The sequence below is a fragment of the Methylobacter psychrophilus genome, from assembly GCF_025583945.1.
Classification (GTDB): domain Bacteria; phylum Pseudomonadota; class Gammaproteobacteria; order Methylococcales; family Methylomonadaceae; genus Methylobacter_C; species Methylobacter_C psychrophilus.
Map to the genome: position 1 here is coordinate 106526 of NZ_JAOEGU010000008.1, position 24067 is coordinate 130592.

A 24067-nucleotide genomic window follows, 5' to 3' on the forward strand; every position below is an offset into this window, starting at 1 on the left:
AAATAAAAAGCCCCCCGGCACATTAAAAGCATTAATGAATATAACTTAAAAAATGATCCGGGAGGAAAGGTCGGCAAGCCTCATTTTTATGGTATATTTGTTTAAATTGATAAAACTGTAAACATTAAATAATCCTTAACCACGAGAAGTAAAACCATGTCTAAATTTCCAATCGATCTTGGCGCCTATCAGCGCATTACTCTTGATCCAAGTATTGACACACTGACTACCGAGCAAAGAGACAGCCTTAAAGCCAACATTCAGCTGTGTCGCGATGCCATTGTTTTCTTTACTGCTACCGGTGCTGCAAGAGGCGTCGGCGGTCATACCGGCGGCCCTTACGATACTGTGCCTGAAGTCATGATTATGGACGCCTTGTTTCGCGGTTCAGAAGAAGCCTTCGTACCGATCTTTTTTGATGAAGCCGGACACCGTGTAGCGACTCAATATCTGATGTCCACGCTAAATGGCGATCTTCCTGCTGAACGCCTTATGGAATACCGCGCAGCTCACTCACATTTACCGGGTCATCCTGAACTGGGCTTTACGCCCGGCGTAAAATTCAGCTCCGGACGTTTGGGACACATGTGGCCCTACGTCAATGGTGTAGCGATTGCCAATCCTACCAAAACCCTGTTTTGTTTGGGTTCTGACGGCTCACAACAAGAAGGTAACGACGCGGAAGCTGCCCGTCTGGCCGTGGCGCAACAACTCAATGTCAAGTTGATTATCGATGATAACAACGTCACTATTGCCGGTCATCCATCACATTACTTACCCGGTTGCACAACGGCTAAAACTTTGGCAGGCCAAGGCGTTACCGTATTGGAAGGCGACGGCGAAGATCTGGATGATTTGTATAAACGCATCTGTATCGCCGTCAACACCGATGGCCCGGTTGCTGTTATCAATCATCGTCCAATGTGCCCCGGTATTGTCGGTCTGGAAGGTTCAACTCACGGCCATGACGTTATTTCTGTAAAAGTAGCCGTTGAGTATCTGGAATCTCGCGGTCAACAAGCCGCTGCCGATCACCTTAAAGAAATCAAGGCACCTAAAAATGATGCCGTATTCTTGGGTTCCAGCGACAAATGGGATGCCAACCGTAACGTTTTCGGTGATGCTGCCGTTGAAATTATGGGTCGCCTGAGCGAAGCCGACCGTATTGAAAAAATTCGCGTTGTCGACAGCGATCTTGAAGGTTCTTGTGGCCTGTTCAAAATCCATGCAGCTTTCCCGGAAACTTTTATCTCTTCCGGTATCATGGAACGCGGTAACTTTTCTGCGGCGGCAGGTTTTGGTATGGAAGCGGGCAAACAAGGTATTTTTGGTACGTTCAGTGCGTTCCTGGAAATGCTGCTGTCTGAAATCACCATGGCACGTTTGAACAACTCCAACGTACTGAGTCATTTCTCTCATGCCGGTATCGACGATATGGCTGACAACACTTGCCATTTTGGTCTGAACAATATGTTCGCCGACAATGGCTTGAGTGACGGTTATGCGACCAACCTTTACTTTCCGGCTGATCCGCTGCAAATGAAAGCTTGTCTGGAAACCATTTTCTTCAACCCCGGCCTGCGTTTTGTTTTCTCAACCCGTTCAAAAGTACCGACTATTTTAAATACTGACGGTGAAGACTACTTTGGTGGTGACTATAAATTTGTTTCCGGTAAAGATGAAGTGATTCGTGAAGGAACTCATGGTTACATTGTAAGCTTTGGTGAGTCATTGTATCGGGCATTGGATGCTGTAGAACGTCTGAAACTGGAAGGTATTGATGTTGGTTTGATCAACAAAGCCACCCTGAATGTTATCGATGAAGACATGATGATCAAAATTGGTAATTCACCAATGGTATTGGTTGTTGAATCTTTCAACCGTAAGTCTGGTTTGGGTAGTCGTTTTGGTTCATGGTTGCTGGAACGTGGCCTGACTCCAAAATACGCACATCTTGCCACTTATAAAGAAGGTTGTGGCGGTCTGTGGGAACAATTTCCGCATCAAGGTATTGATCCAGCCGGTATCATTGCCAAGACCAAAGAACTGTTAAAGCTTTAATTTAACCAGGCATTACCAATGCCTGACTCCGCTTTATTCACCTATAGATTTTCAGATAAATAATTTCTATGCTAACGGATACCATCCCTTCAAGGGATGTTATCCGTACAGGCTTTAAATTTAATGTAATGGAAATTTAATTTCTGAAAGACTATAGAATAGCGAGAAGTGAAAAATAAAAAGCCCTTATCTTACGGTAAGGGCTTTTTTTATTGCCAAAAATTATCGGTTAACCCGTGGGAGTTTACCGGTTTGTTGCTTAAGGCCCAATGGTTACTTTTTGGATGGGGCTATAGTCGCCATGAGATTGAAATGTCCAACGTAAGCCGGGACAGATACCCTCCCTTCAAGGGATATTATCTGTCAATTTATGCCGTTTCTCAGGCTCCCAAGCTCCAACTTGAGAGCCTGAGAGTTTCGGGAATCAGTCAACACCTAAACGGCATTATAAAAAATCGCTATTGATACTGCCAGCACCTGTAGTGGCTCTGGCCGTATAGGTATTGGCACTGCCAAAACCTTTACCAGCACGCTCAATACCTTTTTTGCATCAGTAAAAATCGCTATTGGCACAGCCAGCACCTGTAGTGGCTCTGGCCGTATAGGTATTGGCGCTGCCAAAACCTCTGCCAGCATTCTCAGTACCTTTATTGGCACTGCCAATACCTTTGCCGGTACTGTTAAAACCTCTCCAGTAGCGCCAATACCTTGCTTGGCAAGGCCAATAAAGGTACTGGCAGAGGTAATACCTTTACCACCCATGCCAATACCTTTGCTGGCAATGCCAATGAGGTTTTGGCGGTACTAGTAAAGGTATTGGCAGTGCGACTAAAGGTGCTGGCAGTGCCAGTAAAGGTATTGGCATAACAACTAAAGGTTTCGGTAGAGCCACTAAAGGTGCTGGTAGTGCCAGTAGTTTGTTGGGTAGTGCTAATACTGTTACCCGCTTAACCAACAATAAAACTATAGTTGGTTAAACTAAAAACCGCCAATTAACTAACGCTAAAAGTCGGCGTTTTATAAGTAGCAAAGCATAAACCATCTTAACATTTGCCGCAAGTGGCTTTGACCTACAGCCTGAGGCTGTGCTGAACCGAGTGAAGCACTATCACCCAAGCGGCAACAGATAACTTCTCTTGAAGGGACGGTCGTCTTATTTGACTGGTTGCAAAACTGGCGTAAGTTGTAGGTCGGATTAGGCGCTAGCCGTAACCCGACATATAGATTTTCAGAAATTAAATTTCCACTACACAATCCGTGTAACTTACACGGATAACATCCCTTGAAGGGATTGTATCCGTTAGCATCGAAATTATTTATCTGAAAATCTATAGATACTAAGCGACTGGTTTCCAAGCTGGAACTTGGGAGCCAATCAAGCACCAAATTAAGCGATGTTTTTATGACGTTTTAAACCGATTGATCCAAGCAAAGCGCTACCAAATAACCAAACTGCACCGGGTAAGGGCACAGCGGCAGGTGCAGCAATATCACCCGCGCGAACAGCCCATGCATAGAACTGGTAGCTTTTATCGTTGTTGTATTGGTTGCCATTGTTGGTATTGAAGTACCACGAGCCGGTTGGATCGGGCGCGTACTCACTACCCGACCAGTACGCATAGCTCTGAACGTTAGCAAATAGACTGTAGCTGGGATTAGTGCTCGTTGCAATACTGCTAAATGATGAAACTCCCAATTGAATATAAAACAAATCACCCATTTGGCTGCCGGTTTGATTAGTACCAGCAAGCGCAGGGATAGTAGCGGGTAAAGTCCAGTCCGTATAGCCACCCAGCGTTAAGTTGTTGGCCCAGGCTTGTGCACCAAACCAGGTCATTGCGCCAGTGCCGGTATTAAAGTCTGCGTTGCTCAGATTATAGATACCATCATATCCATCGTAATAATTGGCAGTATCATTAATAACCCCAAAGTTGGCTGTGATAATTTCAGTCACCAGATTAGGATTACCCGCCGCCTGGGTTTGAAACAAGTTGGCATCAGCTGCCCAGGTAATGTTGTTGACAGTATCATAGACCATGCCGCCGGTACGGGCCAACAGCGCCGCTTGGGCAGTGCCTGTTACTATAGTACTGGCCAGCAATGCCAACGCCAGCGCTATTTTTTTATGCTTCATGTTGTTACCTACGAAAAATTATCATTAAATTTAACGCAACCCGGCTGGCCTTTAGCAAAGGCTTCGTAGCTTTCCGTCCTTATCTCTCAACAAGTTTGGCTTGTTCATCCGTGAATCATGCACACTTAGATAAGTGAGACACGAGCGTGCAATTTTATTAAGCAGGTAGCTTTGCTTGAGCATAAAGACCCATAGTACTTATGATATTTATGTGATTTTTAAACTACGAGCAGACTATAGCAGATAAAAATACCAAGTCCAGCTTTGAATTGTTACAAAATGTAACAAGAACTTTAAATATACTAAAGCCATGAACGCTATTGTGCAGAGTGAAATATGTGATTCGTGATCGGCGGCCAGTATATGAGGAAAGCTATAGCGTGCCCATCAACACAATATTAAAGCACGATGGGCACGGCGTTGCCGTTGCCCATCTACCCGCTGTAATCAAAACATTAGACCGTCCGTATCGAAATGTCTAATGTTTGAATCACAAGGCATAAAAAAAGCCACCCGAAGATGGCTTTAGTTCTGGTTAATTACGCACCCATAATTCTTTAATAAATTGCACTAATGGAAGACCGGGCTCGAAACTTTTTACAAAAAGCCCCTAAACTTGGGTACGTTTAAACAAACAACAGAATCGTTTCATAAGATTTTAAGCAGCAACAAGACATAAACTCTCAGCCGTTGCTATATTTATATCGTAGTAGATTTACGACGATTTAAACCTAATACACCGATCAAACCACTGATCATCAACCAAATTGCTCCTGGGACTGGCACTGCAGAAACCCCACCAGCAACAAACTCGTTCAGACCAGGATATCCACCTTGCAGGGAAGTCCAGTTCAAACGAACAAATTCACCAGTAGCCGAAGTGTTAAAATCAACTCGATTCTTCGAAGCGTTTGGAAGACCAAAGCTCGCAACAGTTAACGCGTTACTGAAAGTATTATTCTCACTTACCTGTACAGTAAAATTGGCGATGTTATTAGCTAGGCCATTGTTCATCCAGAACAAATAAATACGATCAAGGGTATATTGCGCGCCAAGATCGAAGGTAATGTTACCCGTTATATTTCCAGCTGCACCGTGCCAACCTTTTGCGGAATTCAAATTTGTGAATGTATCAATTACAGAAGCCGCTGTTACGCCAGATACATAGTGCCCGCTGAGATCGGATTGATCGATGGTCTTATCAACTGGAAACGAACCACCATAATTAGACGTTGATATGGCACTAACTGCTTGTAATGCAACCGCATTCGATAAAAGCGATGCATGGACCTGGCCTATGCCTAATCCTACTAGTGCTAATGATAGCGTTGCAACTTTTGAGAATAAATAAAAAGCTTTCATAATATTTCCTTTATATTGTAATGCATTATATTAATTTGCAACCCGACCAACCTTTTACATAGGTCCCGTAGCTTTCCGTCCTTATCTTGCAATAAGTTTGGCTTGTTCATCCATGAATCATGCACACTAAATTTAAGTCTGACACGAAAGTGCAATTTTATTAAGCAGGTAACTTTGCTTGAGCATAAATACCTATAGCATTTATGTAATCTTAAAACGGCAAGCAGACTATAGCAGATAAAAATACAGAGTTTATTTTTGAATTGTAACGAAATGTAACAAGCACTCTACATATACTAAAGCCATGAACCGTGCAAAACAAAGTGAAGCACATCGTTTGTGACCGGCAGTGTATTTTGGTGGCGCTATTGGCTGGATTTAAGCTGGGTAAACGAAGCAATAAACGTGCCTTGTGCAGAGATTTATTCAAGCAGGGAGTTTATTGGTAGAGCATTGATGATGTTGCTGTGTTATTCAGGGTGAATAAACAAATGGCAACCATTGATTCACCGAATTATCCGCTATTTTTACGACGCTTTAAGCCGATTAATCCAACCAAAGCAAGTAGCCACAATGCAATGCAAGCGAGTTGTAGGTCGGATTAGGCGCTAGCCGTAACCCGACACAGATACTAAGCGACTGGTTTCCAAGCTGGAACTTAGGAACCAGTCAAGCACCGAATTAAGCGATGTTCTTACGACGCTTTAATCCGATTAAGCCTACCAAAGCACTACCGAAGAGCCAGACTGCACCAGGTAATGGCACAGTGGCAACACCGCCCGAGCGAACAGCCAATGCGTAGAACTCCTTATTATTCTTGTAGCCGTTCTCCTTGCCTTTCTCGATATCGAAAGCCCAAGCTTTACCTTTATCGGCATCCTCACTCGACCAGTACTTATCGCTCTTGACGTTGGTAAATAAATCATCGCCGCTATGACTGTCATCGCCGCTATGATCCTTATCGCCCTTATGGCCCTTATCATCCCCGATCTTACTCAAAACAGGGCCAAGCTGATTGGTAAATTGGTTAATGGTAGGAAGTACCCAATCCGTGTAACCAGCATAATCCAGATTTTCAGCCCAAGCTACAGCTGTCGACCAATCCATTTTACCAGCTATATTGGCATTTTTGGTCCAGGTGATATTGTTAACATCATCATAAACCGTCAAAGGGCCGCTGGATGTTAGTGACGCTTGTGCAGTGCCGGTTGCTATGCTGCTAGCCAGTAAAACCAACGCTAAGCCTGTTTTTTTATGTTTCATGTTGTTACCTATAAAAAATTATCATTAAATGTGCATAACCCGGCTGGCCGTTAAGGCTTCGTGGCTTTCCGTCCTTATCTTGCAATAAGTTTGGCTTTTTTATCCGTAAATCATGCATCCTAATTTAAGTCTGACACGAGAGTGCAATTTTATTAAGCAGGTAACTTTGCTTTAGCATAAACACCTATAGCATTTATGTAATCTTTAAACTACGAGTAAACTATAACAGATAAAAATGTCAAGTCTAGCTTTGAATTGTAACCAAATGTAACAAGCAATTTAAATACACTAAAGCCATAAACCGTGTTGAACAGACTAAAACATATCATTCGTGACTGGCAGGGTATTGTGGGAGCGCTATTGTGAGTGGAGTTATTCTGGATAAACGGAGCCGTGAAGATATTTGTGCAAGGATTTTTTTAAGCAGTAGGCTTACTGGTAGAGCATTATTGATGTTGTTTGTTACGCAGGATCGATGATCAAAGGAGGGGACATTCAAGCACCGAATTATCCGCTGTTTTTACAACGCTTTAAGCCGATTAGCCCAACCAAAGCAAATAGCCACGATGCAATAAAACGCAAGCGAGGAATCAGGTCAACCACCCTCGATTACACTCTGTTACATCGCCGCTACTTGCTGAAGCTTTGGAACCAATCAAGCACCGAATTAAGCGATGTTCTTACGACGCTTTAAACCAATTAAGCCTACCAAAGCACTACCGAATAACCAAACTGCACCGGGTACCGGCACAGCAGCAACATCGCCCGAGCGAACAGCCCACGCGAAGTTCTGGTTTAGCTTACCGATGTAGGACATAGTGCCATTGGTGGTAAGGAAGAGCCACGCTTCGCTTGGACTGCTTGCATACTCACTACCCAACCAATACTCAGAGCTCTGGACGTTAGTAAATATATTATAACTACCATTATTGGTCATACCGGTACCAGTACCAGCACCTGCTCCGCCGCCCGGTCCGTTGGAAAACAAAGCAGCCATTTCGCTGATGGCCGGGTTTCCACCAGAAGCTACCTGGGTAATGGTGGGCAGCCTCCAATCAGAAAAGCCACCCAGTGTTAAATTGTTAACCCAGGCTTGTGCGCCAAACCAGGTCATTTTGCCGGTGGTGGTATTAAAGTCATCGGCGGTCAGTGTATGACTACCGTTAGCTGCCGACGCATCAATAATAACCCCATTGTTATTCGCGATGATGTCAGCAACCAAATTCGAATCAGCTACCGCTTGGGTTTTAAACAGATTGGCATCCGCAGCCCAGGTGATGTTGTTGACACTGTCATATACCAAACCACCATCACGATCTGAGAGTGCTGCTTGGGCTGTACTTGTTACTATGCTACTGGCCAGTAAAACCAATGCCAGGCCTATTTTTTTATGTCGCATGTTGTTACCTAAAAAAAACAACTAGTCAATTCAACGCAACCCGGCTGGCCTTTAAAGGCTTCGTGGCTTTCCGTCCTTATCTTGCAATAAGTTTGGCTTTTTTATCCATAAATCATGCGCACTTGGATAAGTGAGACACGAGCGTGCAATTTCATTAAGCAAGCATTAGCATGTTTACAAATCACAAACAAATAATAATCGATAAAAATATAATGTCCAGTGCAAAATTGTGACAAAATTATGAAAGAATTAAATAATTATTTTAAATACACTAAAGCCACAAACTATACTGAGAGATGAAGCGCATCGATCATGACTGGCAGGGTATTTTGGTGGCGCTATTGAGTGGGGTTATTCAGAGGCAGGATGCGGGGTAAAAAAATTGCCCCTATTACCTCTTACATTAGCGGTAATGTGGCTTGCCAACACGGTTGGGGTAATACGTATTGCGCCGAATGTGGGACTTTGATTTTTTGGCGCATTACACCTATCGCTAATGCGCACTACTTTTAATACGTCTTCGGCTCTGGCTCCCAGCTTGGGAGCCAGAGAACTTGGGAGGTAGTCAGTCAAGCACCGAATTAAGCAGTGTTTTTACGACGATTTAAGCCCAATACGCCGATCATGCCACCCAAAAATAGCCAGACCGCGCCGGGTAATGGCACAGCGGCAGGTGCAGAAACATCGCCAGATCGAACAGCCCATGCGTAAAACTGGACGCTCTTATCATAGATGGTCTGGACGCCACTGATGTTAGTGAACAAATCATAGCTGGTATTATGACTGGCTGCAATTGATGAACTTGCTGCAACACCAATAATTAAGGCCAGTGCCAAACGTGTTTTTTTATGTTGCATGTTGCCACCTATAGAAAATCATCATTAAATGTCATGCAACCCGGCTGGCCGTTAAGGCTCCGTGGCTTTCCGTCCTTATCTTGCAATAAGTTTGGCTTTTTTATCCATAAATCATGCGCACTTAACCAAGTGGGACACGAGCATACAATTTGTTGTTATTTCAAAACCGTAAATAGAGAATAACAGATAAAAATAATGAGTCGAGATTTGAATTGTAACCAAATGTAACAAGCACTTTAAATAGACTAAAGCCATGAACCTTATTGTGCATAGTGAAGCGCACCGTTGGTGGCGCTATTGAACGGGGTTAGTCAGGCAGAATGCGGGGTAACGGGATTGCGCCTGTTACCTCTTGTGCATCAGCGGTAATGCGGTTTTTCGGTTACTGTATCTTATGCAGAAACAGTCTATTACTGCTGCTGGGAGCTTTGTAATTGCATTTTTACCAATTGCGCTCTTTTTTGCTTGGCACGTTCCAGTTTTTCCACCTGTTGTTTTTCTTTACGCAGACAGTGTGCATCATAACGACGCTTTGCCAGTTGTGTACGCGCATATTTCTGCACCGGACTTAAGGATTGTTCATTTTCGACGGGCAACGGCACCATAATAATACAATCTACCGGACAAGGCGCTACACACAACTCACAACCCGTGCATTCTGAAGTAATAACGGTATGCATAAATTTTGCCGCGCCTAAAATGGCGTCAACCGGACAGGCGGCGATACATTTAACGCAACCAATACAGTCTTGCTCAATAATGAATGCCACACTTTTAGGTTTATGCTGGCCAAATTGCGGATTAAGCAGCTTGGGACTAACGCCTAACAAATGCGCTAATTCAATAACGCCCTCGTTACCACCCGGCGGGCATTGATTAATGTCGGCAATCCCTGATGCAATGGCTTCAGCGTAAGGACGACAGCCTTGAAAACCGCATTGTCTGCATTGAGTCTGCGGCAGAATGGCATTTATTTGATCAATCACTTGTGGACTTTACCCTTGAATCTTACTGGTATAAATAACCGGATATTGTTGCATTTATTTGCAATGAAGTTTTAAATAAATTTATTTTTCTTAAGAAGATGGCTACCCACTTTAAACGAAACAAGCAAAAAGGCTTAATCGTCCTTAATGATAAATCATCAAAAGGATCGTTCGCTGAGCGGAGTCGAAGCGGACAACTCGCTTCGACTCCGCTCAGCGAACGATTTAACCTTAAATTGTCCCGTTTTAAATGGGTAGACAAAAATACCAAGCCGTTACCCTGTCAATAAAATAAAAGAGACTGTGATTTCGGCAGGTTTTTTATCATTGAATAATTGCTACTGAAGAACGTAAAGAAACCGGCAAATAACTGACATTTATCTGTGGCTATGCTGAGTTTAATAAGATGATGCCGGCAATACTGATCGGTGCTATTGTTAAGCCGTTAGAGTTAGTGGACTTTCTTTTTTTAAAAATTAACAGGGAAAACTATTATGACTAAAATAAATCAACAACAGGTTAAAGATGCCGTCCGAACCGCCGTTAAATCAGGAATCAATGTACATCAACAAGTTAAGGCGATTACCATAACGGCACTGACATCAAGGCAACTGGATATGGAAAATATCAATAGTGTCACTGAAGTAGTCGGTAAAGGCATCAATGAAGGTATGAGCACTCAGGGTGAGCAGGCCAAAGAGGTCTTTAAGCAGGCGGCCACGGCATTGGATGATGCGTTGGCGATTGCTGCGGAGGCGTCAAAACTGGCTATTGAAGAAGCCGCTTCCCGGGTTACCGAATATTCTCGGCATGACCTTAATGATGCCATAAAAGATTTACAAGCGATGGAAGGCTCGTTTCTCGATACTTTGGCAAAGGTAGCCAAAGGCAGTAATCAGGTTATTGCTGAGATTGTTAATGACTTTATTACCCATACTGCGCAAAGTGGAACCGCCGTTGGCAAACAAACCTTAATTGCTCTGGAAGCGCTAAAAGATATCTCGCAACTAAGTAAAACCGTGCTGGTATCGAGTACGGTTGCCACAGTATCGACGTTGGCACAGATAGGCAGCGGCATTTTATTGGGCATCGCTGAAAGTTTGCAAGCAGCGCATTCCAAAAAATAAAGGTTGCCGCATAATATGTTGTGGGAAATGTTAAATGCCGCCAGGGATCTGAGTCGGGTTCATGCTATTGCCTCAGTTTTAATTCGCTACGGCTTTGGCGGCTTTGTTCGTAGCTTGGGGATGGGCAAGGCTCTGGAGCGTGCCGGCAAGATACTGCATTGGCAGCAAGTAGAAGATTATGCAAAACTTGATACGCCACAACGAATACGGCGCGTACTGGAAGATTTGGGGCCTACCTTTATTAAATTGGGGCAAATCCTGGCGACGCGTGTTGATTTATTCCCGCCTCAATATATTGCTGAATTTGAAAAGCTTCAGGATCAAGCCCCTCCTGTACCCTTTGAAGATCTTCTTTCCCAGCTTGAAGATGATCTTGGTGGCAGTATTGATGAATTTTTTTCGGCAGTCGAAAGACAACCGCTTGCAGCCGCTTCCATTGCCCAGGTTCATAAAGCCGTGCTTAAGGATGGAACAGCGGTTATTTTAAAAATTCGCAGACCCGGCTTGCGTAAAATCATTGAAGCCGATTTACGACTTTTACAGCGTATTGTTGATATTGCCGAATCTGAATCCCCCGAATTTCGTCGCTTTCATCCAAAAGAAATCCTCCGTCAGTTTAACCAATCATTACGCCGCGAACTTGATCTTGCCGGTGAATGTAGAAATGCAGAACGGGTAGCCGCCAATTTAGCCGATGATCCCGATATCATTATTCCTAACGTCTATTGGCAATGGACGGGGGAACGACTCAATGTACAAGAGTATATTGAAGGCATTCAAGGACGTGATCTTGCGGCCGTTGAAAAAGCCGGGCTGGATAGAAAACTGCTGGCTGATCGCGGGACCAAAGCCGTCATTAAAATGATTATGGAAGACGGATTTTTTCATGCCGATCCGCATCCCGGAAATGTATTTTATCTGGCAGGTAATAAACTGGCATTTATCGACTTTGGCATGGTTGGCCGTTTAACGGAAGAACGCAGGGAGCAAGTTGTGAGCTTGTTGTATGGCATGATTAATCATCTTCCGACACAAGTCGCCGAGATACTTGAAGATTGGTCAGACAATATTTATACCGACGAACAAGTGCTTACCGTTGACATAGAGGCCTTTGTTGATCAATACAGCTCGCTCTCGCTAAAGGATTTAAGTCTGACCGCAATGATGAGTGATCTGATGGCATTATTAAGAGATCACAAACTAATGTTACCTGCTGATCTGGCCTTGTTGATTAAAGCTTACATTACCCTGGATGGTCTCGGGCGACATCTTAATCCGGATTTTAATACCCTGGTTTTTGCTGCGCCTTATATCCGGAAAATTATGTTGGAGCGCTACAAACCCGAGGCTATTGCCAAACGGGGATGGCGTAACCTGCTTAGCGTCGCCGATCTTTTAACCAGCTTACCAAAAGACCTGCGTAAATTGCTGCGGGCATCCAGAAAAGGTGCCATTCAGATTGATATTACCGTCAAGCGTCTCGATCACTATGTTAACAACATTGATAATGCCATCAGCCGGTTAACTATGGGTATAGTAACGGCGGCACTTATTATTGGCTCTTCCATTATCATGACGGTAAAAGGCGGACCGGAATTATTCGGTTTGCCTGCATTTGGTTTTTTAGGCTACTCTTTCGCTACGATAGGCGGCGTCTGGCTACTGCTTTCCATTTGGAAAAGTGGCCATTAACTATCAAAAGCCTGCAAACCTTTACGGTATGTCAGTACTTTTTCTGCTTGATAGTTTTTAATTGATATTTATCATCAGGTAAACCTATAAGCCAGTCAGGCCTTGGAAGGGCTAAAAACTGGCTTATTCAACAACGCCATGTTTACAAACATCCTGAACTTTGGCGCACCAGCCAGTAATACCATTAGCCAATTCTCCGCTGCCATTGCAACGGGCGGTAGTAACAGCTTTGCGCAAGCGCAATAAAGCGGCTTCAAGAGTCACTACCTCCTCTGGGGAATAATCATTAAATATCTGGTCAATGAAGTCCAGATGTTCGTTAAAAGTACTTTCGTATACGGCTTCTCCTGCCGGAGTTAGTCGGACAATCTGACTGCGACCGTCGGTTTCCGAAGCAAGCCTTTGCACCAGCCCCTTATCCTCCAGGCGACTAATGACACCGGTTAAGGTACCTTTAGTAATTAAGGTTTCTTCACCTAATTTTTTAAAGGTCATACCCGTGGTATTGCCTAAAGTGATGATAATATCGAATTGTGGCAATGTCAGATCCAACGTATGCACATGACTTGCCGCATAGGCTAAAAAAGTCTGATGTGTCCGTAATAACTCACGAAGTACCGTTGGAAAAGTTGAAGGAGAAGTCATGGTATTTAAGCCTATATGGTTCTAACTAGAACTATATAGTAGCCCTAATTACGAGTAGTCTCAATAGTTTACGATAATTCGACTAAAAGTAGGTCTATTTTAATAGTTTTAACGCGCCAATTTACCCTGCATATCTGACCGATGCCAGCTATTTTATGCGCAAAACGAGGCGGTTATCGGTTCATTGGGTCGACCATTAATAGCGTTTGATGCCTTTTTCGGCAAGTCTTGCCGATAACATGGCGACAATCGAATCGATTAAAAAGCCGGAAAAGCGCACGAATAAGACAGACTATAACTCATATAATACATTGATAATAAACAACAAATATTGTGATAACAAATTAAAAAAGCAACCAGGATACAAAGCTCATAAAACAATAGTCTGCATTAGAACAAATATTAAGTACTAATAAGAACTTGTTATGCTAGAATTTACCCAGCTTAGCAATTAACTCAACTCTTTCTTAACCCAAAGCGCCTGTTAATCGTTAAGTAGAAATACTTTATTTATTAACCTGTGAGACTTATCCCATGAACATATTCAAAAAAATCCTGCTTTCTTCTGTTATGGCTGTATCAATGGTCACAATGTCATTTACCGCTGCTGCTGTGGAGAAAGCATCACATGAAGAAGTTAAATCGGCTATCGAAAATACCCTTGCCAAAGTAGAAGAAGCCAACACGGGTCTGGCCAATGGCACTGACAATGAAAAGCTGATTGATATGGTGACCGACGCCCGTCAATTGCAAAAAGATATATCCAACAGCATATTGGATGTAAAACGTAATCAAGCCAGCACGGTATTAAAAAAAGCACGTACTGCGCTTCTGAATAACGATATGGAAGCGGCTAAAGAATCATTGGCAGATGCGGTAAAACGTTATAAAACCATTCAAGACCTCTACGCCTCGAATCATTAAAATCTAAGGGGCGACAAGCCGACAGGCCTGTTGCCCGTAAACGATAATAACAGGAGAAAAACATGTCGTATCTTCCCTCAAGCCCAAACCTGAATTCATTAGCCGGCGTATTAACGAAATATCCTCGTCGGGGTATTTTGCTGTTTAAATTATTGGAAGATATGGGCAGAAGTTTTTCTCCGCTCAGTAAAGATAGCCGTGACTTGATCATGACTTATGCCTCGGCGCTGAATCACTGCTATTTCGATGACAACGGCCATCAAGGAAAAGCCTCAGGCAACCATGCAGTACTGATTGAACAGTTACAGACCGATATTGATAGCGCCACGGTTGATGAGCAACTAAAACCTATTCTGCGCTTTGTAAAAAAGTTAACGCTTAACCCGGGGGACATCACCTCTGAAGACGCACAAACCATATTCGATGCGGGTTGGGACGAACAGGCTTTTCTTGAGTCGGTATGTTTATGCGCCATCGCCAATTGTATGAACCGTTTTGCCAAAGGCATAGGCACACATACGGTAGGTACGCGTAATTTTTTACTGAATAATGGCTGATTGCTGTTGCTCGTAAGGTAAAGCTCCTGACTTGGCGTGTATCTTTACTGGCTTGGTTGGTAGCCTTAATTCGTATCGATCATACTTTTTTCTGTAAGATCCATATCAGTGATGCGGAATTGACTGGCATCAAGGCCTGTTTGCCGCATAATACTATCTCTAACCGAGATAAAATTGGAGCTGAAATGACTTTCAAAGCACTATGGGCAACAAAGCCGAAGGACTCGATATTAGTCGAACTCAAGCAGCTTGACGACGAGCAACTCATGCCAGGAGATGTGACCATCGCCGTTGAATACTCTACCGTGAATTACAAAGACGGCCTGGCTATCAGTGGGCGGGCACCGGTGATTCAGACTTTTCCACTAATACCGGGTATTGATTTGGCCGGTGTCGTAGAAGCCTCTTCAAATCCTGCATTTCAGGCTGGCGATCGCGTTGTGGTAAACGGGTGGGCGCTAAGCCAGACCCACCACGGCGGCTATGCGCAGCGGGCTCGCGTTTGCGGCGAGTGGCTGGTCAAACTACCTGATACATTTTCGGCCAAACAGGCCATGGCTATCGGTACTGCCGGATACACAGCCATGCTAAGCGTACTGGCTCTGGAACAAGGCGGCATCACTCCTGACAAGGGCGATATTTTGGTCACTGGTGCCAGCGGTGGCGTTGGCTCCATCGCTATTGCGCTACTCTCCAAACTTGGCTACCGGGTTCTGGCCTCGACAGGACGTCTGGCGGAAGCAACATATTTAAAAAGCCTCGGTGCTGCAGAAGTACTGGATCGCTCAATACTGTCCGCACCGGGAGCCCCGCTGGGACCCGAGAAATGGGCTGGCGCCATTGATACGTGCGGTGGGAATACGCTGGTAAATGTCCTTGCACAGACCGGTTATCGAGGCACCGTAACCGCGTGTGGTCTGGCACAGAGTATGGACTTTCCCGCATCCATGCTTCCTTTCATCCTGCGCAACATTACACTGGCAGGCATCGATTCTGTCAATGCGCCACAACAAGCCCGCATAACTGCCTGGGAGCGGCTTGCCCAGGATCTTGATCTCGAAAAGCTTGGACTGACCACTCAAGAGATCACCCTCCAGCAAGTACCGGAAGTCGCGCAACAAATACTGGAAGGAAAAGTTCGCGGACGTACGCTGGTGAATGTAAACGCCTGATGTTCTAAGGTATAAAGACTTTTCACCCTAATCGCAGCAAGCTCATGTAATTGAAAATCATAACATCCTGTTGATAAATTGGCGTTTGGATATTTTGGTCTCAGGCTGTCAAATCAAATACCAATACTTCTGCCTTATTGCCCTGCGTAATCCGGATTTGACTTTCATGCTCCAGCAATAGGGCATCGCCGGTGCTGATTTTTCGACCATTCACCTCAAGCTCTCCACGGATGAGATGAACATAAGTTTTTCGGGATGGATTTAACTTGAGGATGATTGTTTCATTACCATCAAATAATCCCGCATAAACCTTGGCATCGGCGTGAATGATTACGGATCCATTCTCGCCATGAGGGGATGCGACTAAACGTAATAAACCCCGTTTCTCTGCAGCAGGAATTGTCTTTTGTGCGTAACTTGGGGGAATTTCTTGCACATTGGGTTCAATCCAAATTTGCAGAAAATGCGTTTTTCGGCCTTCGGCATGATTAAACTCACTGTGCGTCACCCCTCTACCGGCACTCATCAGTTGTATATCACCAGGAGGAATCCCTTTGATGTTACCCATACTGTCCTGATGCGCAAGCTCACCCGAAAGAACATAGCTAATAATTTCCATATTACGGTGACTATGCTTACCAAAGCCGGTACCTGCTTCAATACAGTCTTCATTAATCACCCGTAAATTACCCCACCCCATATATTTGGGGTCGTAATAACCTGCAAATGAAAACGAGTGGTAGCTTTTTAGCCAGCCATGATCGGCATAACCACGTTCTTTGGATTTTCTGAGCTTGACCATGGTAATAACCGGATTAGATACCTTTAAATTTGCTTGCAACTTCGGCAATACGAACACCATACAATCTGGCCGTTTCCAAATCGCCGGCATTGACTTCGTCAGCGCTGGCATCAGAGGGAGTTTGCATCATGGCACCGGCAAAAGACCCGACGTAGTTGACATCGTCACGCTTGGCAGCTTTTGCATTGGATGGCATGAGACCTGTACCTACCCAAATACCTGAGTGTTGCATGGCCAAGGTAAAGAAATAATGAAGAGTCGAATGCTTGTCACCGTTCATGGTGGCGGAATTAGTAAAACCGGCAAATACTTTATCTTTCCACTGTTGGCTAAACCAAGGCTTGGAAGATGCATCGGCGAATTTCTTAAATTGCCAGCTTACGGTTCCCATATAAGTCGGAGAACCAAAGACAATAGCATCGGCTTCGGTTAATGTGGCCCATTGTGCTTCGGTAATATTGCCTTCCGCATCAATTGCTATTAACTCGGCATTGGCGCCTTGGGCGACGGCTTCGGCTTGTTTAACGGTGTGGCCATAACCACTATGAAATACCACGGCGACTTTAGTCATATTCTTGTCCTGAAAAATTTAAAGGTAATGATTTTATTTCTTTACTGCTGCTCTGGATAACCCTCAATCGGTAACTGAACTGCCAATTACCGTCGTGGTTATTTTTCAATAAGGAAATTATTTTTTGACTGCTTCAACCGAGATAGTCAAAGTCACATCGTCACCAACATTTGGTGCATATTTACCCATATTAAAGTCAGTACGTTTAACAACGGCTGTCGCATTCGCTCCACAAGCATCCTTGTTAAGCATTGGATGCAGCATGCACTGGAAAGATGTTACCGTCAAAGTCACCGGCTTGCTGATTCCTTTAAGCGTTAGCGTACCATCAACCGACGACACTTTATCACCATCAAAATTGACTTTGCTGGAAGTGAAGTTGGCGGTTGGGTACTTGATAGTATCTAAAAAGTCGGTACCCTGTATGTGTTCGTTAAACAAGGCGTAACCGGTATCGACGGAAGTCGTATCAATAATGACGCTAACAGAACCCGTTTTTGTCTCACGATCAATAACGATGTTGCCGGAGGTCTTATCGAACCGACTTAACTGCGTCGAAAACCCAAAGTGACTGTAAGAAAAACGCGGATAGGTATGGGTGCCGTCGATGACATAAGTTTCGGGTGCGGAGAGAACCGGAGTTGAAACAACTCCTGCGAGGATCAAAAAAGTAATACGTTTCATGGTAGGACGCCTTATAAGGGTAGAATAAAAAATGACATTATTTTCTGGCACCGGCCAGAAAGTGGAATTGGATCCGTTAACGTGATGCTATTTAACCGCTTACTAAAGCGATAAAAAAGTATAATAATTAACTAATAATGATCCAATTATTGGATAGGTATCAATGAGCCCACATATTACCCTGGAGCAATGGCGATCTTTGATCGAAGTTGTGGACGCTGGCGGTTACGCGCAAGCGGCGGAAAAACTTTGTAAAAGCCAATCGGCAGTCAGCTATGCCGTACAAAAGATAGAATCCTTGTTAAATGTTAAAGCCTTTGAAATTCAGGGCCGCAAAGCCATTCTCACACCGACCGGACAAATGCTCTATCGGCGTGCACTGGCGCTGGTGGGTGAAGCCAATGATTTGGAACGGGCAGCACATAAGCTTTCCGCCGGATGGGAAGCTGTTATCACCATCGCTGCTGAAATCCTGTTTCCCTCTGACCTGCTACTGACTTGCCTTCAGAGATTTAGTCAGGAAAGCCCCGCTACACGAATCGAATTGATTGAATCAGTATTAGGCGGAACCTCAGATGCGCTGCTCAGCGGGACGGTGGATTTGGCAATTTCGCCCCAGCTACCGCCAGGTTTTTTGGGTAACGTCTTGATGAGAATACGTTTACAGGCTGTCGCTCATGCCGATCACCCGCTTCATCATCAAGGTCGGGAATTAAGTTATCGGGACTTACGGGCATATCGCCATATTGTGATTCGGGATTCAGGAGGCAAACGCGACCAACGTGCGGTATCTGTCGAGGTTGATCAGCGTTGGACAGTGAGTCAGGTTGCTACATCAATTCAGGCCGTCTGCATGGGGTATGGCTTTGCCTGGTTACCCGAAGAACATATTAGTGAGGAACTACGAACAGGGATACTAAAGCCGTTACCTTTGAAGGAAGGCTATACGCACGAAGTACCTCTCTACCTAATTTTGGCAAATCCTGACTTTGCAGGACCCGGGGTAAGGCGACTTGCGGATATTCTAACGGAGTCAGTAAGCGCTAAAAAGCAAGACTAGCTATTACCAGTGATAAACCGCTACCAAGGAAAAATAGTGCCTGAAGACAGCTACCAACCAAAGCAAGAGTGCCAGTTCGATAACTGTAGTTAGATGGGACAGTTTCTGTTGATCAAAAAAGCTGAAAAGGTGTCTGACGTTTCCGATTTGTTGTAACTACGGCACTTGGTAATTTCTTTCAACAAGCAGCCCGGACTCGGCAAAACTTCATCCGGGCTACTTAACGTCATTAGCGGTTACTTGATTTTGCCAAACAGGCTTTTAAGTTTTCCAAGTTGACCTTTAGCCGGAATCACTGGCGGTTGTTCGACAGCCAGTGGAGCAGGTGCTGGCTGAGTTTCTGCTTTAGCTTGTTTTGTCTCTTCAGGTTGCTGCTTTGAGCCAAACAGGCTTTTAAGTTTTCCAATTTGGGCTTTAGCGGGAGTCGCTGGCGGCTGTTCCAGTGTCGCTGAAGCAGGTTGAACTTTCGCTTCTTCTTGTTTTATCTCTTCGGCTGGCTGGGTTACATCACCAAAAAAATAATTTTTATTTCCAAATTGATTTTTAGTCGCACTAAACGGCAAACTTTCTGTAGCTACTGGAGCAGGTTGAATTTTTTCCTCGACCTGTTTTTTTTCAACAAAAACCGGGTCTACTTTAATCGGCTTTTGGCTAGTGCTTCCAAACAGATTTTTAAGCTTTCCAATCCGGCTTTTAGCAGGACTTTCTGGCTGTTGCTTCGCTGGTGCAGGCTCAGCTTCCGGCTTATTCTGCTTTATTGCAATAACTTCCGGCTCTGCTTTAACAGGTTCCGGAACGGTTTTGCCAAACAAGCTGTTACTCTTTTCGGCTGTTTCATCTGCTGGTTGTTTAACCGGGCTAACTGACAGTTGTTCGGCGACAACTACCGTCGGTGCAGGTGAGATAACTTCAGCGGTATTTTTTAATTCAACCGATGTTTCTTTTTCATCCGGCTTTACGAGCGCAGGCTGTGCTTGCCCTTTAACCGGATCAACTGACTTGGTTTTTTCCAGTTGTGCAATCAAGGTGTCTTTAGTCGTTATTTTTTCTTCCAAGTGCGTTAACTGCTGTTTGGTATTAACCAAATCAAGGGTTTGCTGTTCCAGTTCGGTAAGACGCGCCAATTCAGACAGATGTTTTTCCAGGGTTTTGGATAAAACCTGTTGAGCCTGATCCTGTTGCTGTTGCAACAACAATTTTTGCTCTTCAAACGCCTGTTCCAGTTTGGAAATCTGACTGGTTTGGGCTGCCAGAATTGTTTGCAAGGTATCAATGAGGGCTTCTGTTCCAACACGTCTTGCTGTTTCAGCCTGAAAAGATTGCTGCAACTCGGCTTTCGCCTGCTGCTCGCTACGCAAACGTGTTGTTAGCAGATTAATAACTCTATCGTGTTGTTGCCATAAGCCATCTGCTTTAATATCACCCATTAACGGTACCGGGCGTTCGCCAAGATCAAAACTGGCTGCCAAAGTTTGAATAACGCCGGCAATCTCCTTATTACGTTGTGAAAGCTGCTCTTCAATCTTTTCGGCTCGCTCAGCTTCATTTTGGGCAGACTGCCGGTCTTTTTGCATTTGCTCGGTATTGGCAGCTAATTCCTGCTGCATTTGCTGCGTTTGTTGTTGCGCGGCATTAATTGCAGAGTTGAGCTTATTTTGCTCTTCAAGATGCGAGTTTTCACTGACTATAATTTGGTTCTTTAAAGAACCAATCTTGATGCTATAAATAATAGCCGTCAGCAACCAGGCCAGTATCGCTATAGCCAGGGTGTACAAAGGATTGTTCTGGGCCAGTAGAATCCAGTCAGAAATAGTGGCTTTAATAATAGGTAAGTAAGTTTCCATAAATACGTTTCTCAATAAAAAATAACGGTAATATATTGATTTAGTAATGATTTTATTTTTTTATTCACTGCCATATACCTTAATGGCGAGTCCACATTAACTTAAATATTTGTCTTTAAGAGCCCGTCCGTAAACTCAACTTGTCAAAAATTTGAAATTTTTTGTACACTGCTGTTTAGTAAAAATCACCTTAAAACTCAATACCCTGCTCGGCTTTAATGCCCTGCTGAAAGGCATGTTTTATCATGGTCATTTCGGTCACCGTATCGGCAATTTCAATCACTTCGGGTGCAGCATTGCGGCCGGTCATAATTAAATGTACCCAGGATGGTTTTTCATTGCGAATAAAATCCGCAATTTCCTGTCCGGAAATCCACTGATAGCCGCAACAATAATTAATCTCGTCCAGTAAAACCACATCAAATTCTTCAGAAAGAATCTTCTGTTTGCTAAGCTCCCATATTTCCCGACTGGTTTTAATATCCTGTTCAGGGTTTTTGGTATCCCAGGTAAAGCCGTCACCCAAAGCATGCCATTCAATATTATCAAAACGTTCTGCAGCTTTTTGCTCGCCCGTTTGCCATTGCCCTTTTATATACTGAATAACACAGACTTTCATGTCCCAACCTGCCGCACGAAAAACCATCCCTAATGCACTGGACGATTTACCCTTACCTTCACCGGTATTAACTACAACCAGTCCTCGTCGTCTATCTCTCGATTTCATAAACCATTCCGTAATTTGATTAAGTAGTAATAAGGTAAATACTTTATTGGTAGAGAACGCATTGAACGCTTTCAATCATGATAAAGTTGCCCTATTCTTTACGCCATTCATTGTAACCTTAAAAAAGAAATTATGACCGAAGCAACTGTTTTATTTTCCAATGCCAAGCAAGTTATTCCCGGCGGCGTAAATTCGCCAGTACGCTCATTTAACGGCGTAGGCGGTACGCCGGTTTTTATTGACCATGCCAGTGGCGCTTACGTCTACGACAGCTCGGGCAAGCGTTATATTGATTATGTCGGCTCCTGGGGGCCGATGATTTTGGGCCATGCGCATGCTGACGTTATTGCTGCGGTTAAGCAGGCTGCTGAAAAAGGCCTGAGTTTTGGTGCGCCGACAGAAATTGAAACACAAATGGCCCGGAAAGTTTGTGAGCTGATGCCCTCCATTGAATTGGTCAGAATGGTCAGTTCCGGTACTGAAGCGACCATGAGCGCCATTCGCTTGGCCAGAGGTTATACGGGGCGGGATAAAATCGTTAAATTTGAAGGCTGTTATCACGGCCATTCGGATTCCTTATTGGTTAAAGCAGGCTCTGGTGCCTTAACTTTCGGCGTCCCCAGCTCACCAGGCGTACCTGCATCGGTTGCTGCCGACACACTAACCTTAACTTATAACGATAGCGAGTCGGTCAAAGCCCTATTTGCCGAAATAGGTGAACAAATCGCCTGCATTATTGTTGAACCGGTCGCCGGTAACATGAACTGCATTCCACCAGTACCGGGTTTTCTGGAAACCTTGCGTCAAGTCTGTGACCAATATGGCAGCATACTGATTTTTGATGAAGTGATGACCGGGTTTAGGGTCGGTCTACAGGGCGCACAAGGGGTTTACAACATCAAGCCGGATTTAACCACACTGGGTAAAATTATCGGCGGTGGTATGCCGGTCGGTGCTTTTGGTGGGCAACGTAAAATCATGGAATATCTTGCTCCATTGGGACCGGTGTATCAGGCAGGTACCTTGTCCGGCAATCCTGTTGCAATGGCGGCCGGACTAAAAACACTGGAATTAATCGCCCAACCCGGTTTTTATGAAGCCTTGACAGCAAAAACCGAAACACTGACTGCCGGTTTAAAAGAGCGTGCTCATCAGGCCGGTATTGCCATGACTACCAACAGTGTTGGCGGTATGTTTGGTTTGTTTTTTAGCCCGGAACAGCAAGTGACGACCTTTGCCCAGGTTATGCAATGCGATCAGGCTTTATTTAAACGCTTTTTTCATGCGATGCTTGAAGCCGGCATCTACCTGGCGCCTTCCGCGTATGAAGCCGGTTTTATTTCAGCAGCACATAGTGATGAAGATCTGAATAAAACCCTGGATAGTGCAGAAGCCCTGTTTAAAAGCTTGTAATCCGGTCAGAAAACGACTTTTACCAAGATTGTACTGGTTGGTTTTTATAGCTTGCATGATAGCGGGATAAAAAGAAGGCACTTGGTTAACCAAGTGCCTTTTCGAGGGGAACACACAGGAGAGGTAAAGCATTTATAATACATATAGCAGTTACTATGCCAACAGTCCCTTAACCCTTGTTTCATATGGGTCGACTTACCAATTCAGGTATTCTTGTTTATCTGTACAAACATTTTCTGCCCTATTTTTAAGCAGCAGTTGCTGTATTGGTGTACCAATTTGGTGCAACTTTACGTTACTTTGAAAGTTGCAGTGAGGTGGTGCGCAGTTGTGTAGCTTTATTCTTGCTCACCATAAATGGATGGAACAGGTGCAAGGAATTGCGAACAAAGCTTTAAAGTTGATCGGTCATTTTTAAAATTCAATTACAAAAAAATCTTGAGAATCACCTTAAGCCGTGGACTGAGAATAAGGAGAAAAGCGCTAATAATCCACAAGCTTGCCGGCCATATCTCTTTCGAAAAATGAAACAGCCACTTTGACCAACTGGTATTATTCCCCAAAAGAGGCGAGAGGACTTGAGGTGCTTGATGCCGACTGGTTATCACTCGAATGGGGACCCCGATTATGTCAAATTAATTTGATTTTTAACACAGTTGCTCTAGGTTCTGTTGACGTTTCACCTCAGCCATAAAAGCACCGAGGAAAATGACAGCATCCCCATGTAATTAATAGCTTTTTTCTCATATCGTGTAGCAATTCTGCGATAGTGCTTGAGTTTACCAAA

General features: G+C 44.2%; 22 protein-coding genes, 1 pseudogene and 5 riboswitches. Of the genes and pseudogenes, 8 read left to right on the forward strand and 15 right to left on the reverse strand.

Annotated features, from left to right (window positions below; genetic code table 11):
* Positions 1 to 156: 156 nt before the first annotated feature.
* Positions 157 to 2061 (forward strand): transketolase C-terminal domain-containing protein, encoded by a 1905-nt coding sequence (locus N7974_RS06295; protein WP_262964788.1) that lies wholly within the window; start codon positions 157 to 159, stop codon positions 2059 to 2061.
* Between the two features lie 435 nt (positions 2062 to 2496).
* Here N7974_RS06295 and N7974_RS06300 read toward each other — a convergent pair whose 3' ends face one another.
* The 8 genes from N7974_RS06300 to N7974_RS06335 all read right to left on the reverse strand — a co-directional run bounded on the left by N7974_RS06300 (position 2497) and on the right by N7974_RS06335 (position 10062).
* Positions 2497 to 2823, reverse strand: coding sequence for a hypothetical protein (locus N7974_RS06300; RefSeq protein WP_262964789.1), 327 nt, complete (start codon positions 2821 to 2823; stop codon positions 2497 to 2499).
* A 625-nt stretch (positions 2824 to 3448) separates the two neighbouring features.
* Complete coding sequence (locus tag N7974_RS06305) at positions 3449 to 4195, reverse strand: DUF1566 domain-containing protein (protein WP_262964790.1); 747 nt, start codon at positions 4193 to 4195, stop codon at positions 3449 to 3451.
* 31 nt (positions 4196 to 4226) lie between these two features.
* A riboswitch (cyclic di-GMP riboswitch) is annotated at positions 4227 to 4305 on the reverse strand.
* 589 nt (positions 4306 to 4894) lie between these two features.
* Positions 4895 to 5557, reverse strand: a complete 663-nt coding sequence (locus N7974_RS06310) for a discoidin domain-containing protein (protein ID WP_262964791.1) — start codon at positions 5555 to 5557, stop codon at positions 4895 to 4897.
* Between the two features lie 33 nt (positions 5558 to 5590).
* Positions 5591 to 5669, reverse strand: a riboswitch (cyclic di-GMP riboswitch).
* 569 nt (positions 5670 to 6238) lie between these two features.
* On the reverse strand, positions 6239 to 6820 hold the full coding sequence (locus N7974_RS06315; RefSeq protein ID WP_262964792.1) for an Lcl C-terminal domain-containing protein: 582 nt from the start codon (positions 6818 to 6820) through the stop codon (positions 6239 to 6241).
* 30 nt (positions 6821 to 6850) lie between these two features.
* Positions 6851 to 6925, reverse strand: a riboswitch (cyclic di-GMP riboswitch).
* Positions 6926 to 7487: 562 nt separating this feature from the next.
* Complete coding sequence (locus N7974_RS06320; protein ID WP_262964793.1) at positions 7488 to 8219, reverse strand: Lcl C-terminal domain-containing protein; 732 nt, start codon at positions 8217 to 8219, stop codon at positions 7488 to 7490.
* Between the two features lie 31 nt (positions 8220 to 8250).
* Positions 8251 to 8326: riboswitch (cyclic di-GMP riboswitch) on the reverse strand.
* Between the two features lie 244 nt (positions 8327 to 8570).
* On the reverse strand, positions 8571 to 8792 hold the full coding sequence (locus N7974_RS06325; protein ID WP_262964794.1) for a hypothetical protein: 222 nt from the start codon (positions 8790 to 8792) through the stop codon (positions 8571 to 8573).
* Between the two features lie 8 nt (positions 8793 to 8800).
* Positions 8801 to 9076, reverse strand: a complete 276-nt coding sequence (locus N7974_RS06330) for a hypothetical protein (protein WP_262964795.1) — start codon at positions 9074 to 9076, stop codon at positions 8801 to 8803.
* A 31-nt stretch (positions 9077 to 9107) separates the two neighbouring features.
* Positions 9108 to 9182: riboswitch (cyclic di-GMP riboswitch) on the reverse strand.
* Between the two features lie 304 nt (positions 9183 to 9486).
* Positions 9487 to 10062 carry an RnfABCDGE type electron transport complex subunit B gene (locus N7974_RS06335; protein WP_262964796.1) on the reverse strand — a complete coding sequence of 192 codons (576 nt, stop codon included), beginning with the start codon at positions 10060 to 10062 and terminating at the stop codon, positions 9487 to 9489.
* Positions 10063 to 10556: 494 nt separating this feature from the next.
* Here N7974_RS06335 and N7974_RS06340 point away from each other — a divergent pair, with 494 nt between their 5' ends.
* Both N7974_RS06340 and N7974_RS06345 read left to right on the forward strand, forming a co-directional pair.
* Positions 10557 to 11189, forward strand: coding sequence for a DUF6781 family protein (locus N7974_RS06340; RefSeq protein ID WP_262964797.1), 633 nt, complete (start codon positions 10557 to 10559; stop codon positions 11187 to 11189).
* A 15-nt stretch (positions 11190 to 11204) separates the two neighbouring features.
* Complete coding sequence (locus N7974_RS06345; RefSeq protein WP_262964798.1) at positions 11205 to 12881, forward strand: ABC1 kinase family protein; 1677 nt, start codon at positions 11205 to 11207, stop codon at positions 12879 to 12881.
* Between the two features lie 123 nt (positions 12882 to 13004).
* Here N7974_RS06345 and N7974_RS06350 read toward each other — a convergent pair whose 3' ends face one another.
* Entirely contained in the window at positions 13005 to 13526 is a 522-nt protein-coding gene (locus N7974_RS06350; protein WP_262964799.1) for a MarR family winged helix-turn-helix transcriptional regulator, read from the reverse strand.
* Positions 13527 to 14060: 534 nt separating this feature from the next.
* Between N7974_RS06350 and N7974_RS06355 the strand changes: the two genes are divergently transcribed.
* The 3 genes from N7974_RS06355 to acuI all read left to right on the forward strand — a co-directional run bounded on the left by N7974_RS06355 (position 14061) and on the right by acuI (position 16179).
* On the forward strand, positions 14061 to 14450 hold the full coding sequence (locus N7974_RS06355; protein WP_262964800.1) for a hypothetical protein: 390 nt from the start codon (positions 14061 to 14063) through the stop codon (positions 14448 to 14450).
* Positions 14451 to 14512: 62 nt separating this feature from the next.
* Positions 14513 to 15007 carry a carboxymuconolactone decarboxylase family protein gene (locus N7974_RS06360; protein WP_262964801.1) on the forward strand — a complete coding sequence of 165 codons (495 nt, stop codon included), beginning with the start codon at positions 14513 to 14515 and terminating at the stop codon, positions 15005 to 15007.
* Between the two features lie 185 nt (positions 15008 to 15192).
* Positions 15193 to 16179, forward strand: a complete 987-nt coding sequence (acuI, locus tag N7974_RS06365) for an acrylyl-CoA reductase (NADPH) (protein ID WP_262964802.1) — start codon at positions 15193 to 15195, stop codon at positions 16177 to 16179.
* A 100-nt stretch (positions 16180 to 16279) separates the two neighbouring features.
* Here the strand turns inward: acuI and N7974_RS06370 are convergent, their stop codons facing one another.
* The 3 genes from N7974_RS06370 to N7974_RS06380 form a co-directional block, all read right to left on the reverse strand.
* A complete protein-coding gene (locus tag N7974_RS06370; RefSeq protein ID WP_262964803.1) occupies positions 16280 to 16981 on the reverse strand; it encodes a pirin family protein in 702 nt (233 codons plus the stop codon).
* A gap of 13 nt (positions 16982 to 16994) precedes the next feature.
* Positions 16995 to 17552 (reverse strand): flavodoxin family protein, encoded by a 558-nt coding sequence (locus N7974_RS06375; RefSeq protein WP_262964804.1) that lies wholly within the window; start codon positions 17550 to 17552, stop codon positions 16995 to 16997.
* 117 nt (positions 17553 to 17669) lie between these two features.
* A complete protein-coding gene (locus N7974_RS06380; RefSeq protein WP_262964805.1) occupies positions 17670 to 18236 on the reverse strand; it encodes a YceI family protein in 567 nt (188 codons plus the stop codon).
* Between the two features lie 163 nt (positions 18237 to 18399).
* On the opposite strand from N7974_RS06380, the gene N7974_RS06385 reads away from it, so the two are divergent.
* Positions 18400 to 19296, forward strand: coding sequence for a LysR family transcriptional regulator (locus tag N7974_RS06385; protein ID WP_262964806.1), 897 nt, complete (start codon positions 18400 to 18402; stop codon positions 19294 to 19296).
* A 236-nt stretch (positions 19297 to 19532) separates the two neighbouring features.
* On the opposite strand, the gene N7974_RS06390 is transcribed toward N7974_RS06385, so the two are convergent.
* Entirely contained in the window at positions 19533 to 21140 is a 1608-nt protein-coding gene (locus N7974_RS06390) for a coiled-coil domain-containing protein (protein ID WP_262964807.1), read from the reverse strand.
* Positions 21141 to 21330: 190 nt separating this feature from the next.
* On the reverse strand, positions 21331 to 21867 hold the full coding sequence (gene cobO, locus N7974_RS06395; protein ID WP_243220646.1) for a cob(I)yrinic acid a,c-diamide adenosyltransferase: 537 nt from the start codon (positions 21865 to 21867) through the stop codon (positions 21331 to 21333).
* A gap of 132 nt (positions 21868 to 21999) precedes the next feature.
* Here cobO and hemL point away from each other — a divergent pair, with 132 nt between their 5' ends.
* Positions 22000 to 23280 (forward strand): glutamate-1-semialdehyde 2,1-aminomutase, encoded by a 1281-nt coding sequence (hemL, locus tag N7974_RS06400; protein ID WP_262964808.1) that lies wholly within the window; start codon positions 22000 to 22002, stop codon positions 23278 to 23280.
* A 679-nt stretch (positions 23281 to 23959) separates the two neighbouring features.
* Here hemL and N7974_RS20885 read toward each other — a convergent pair.
* Positions 23960 to 24067, reverse strand: a pseudogene (locus N7974_RS20885) (IS5 family transposase); the annotation flags it as partial.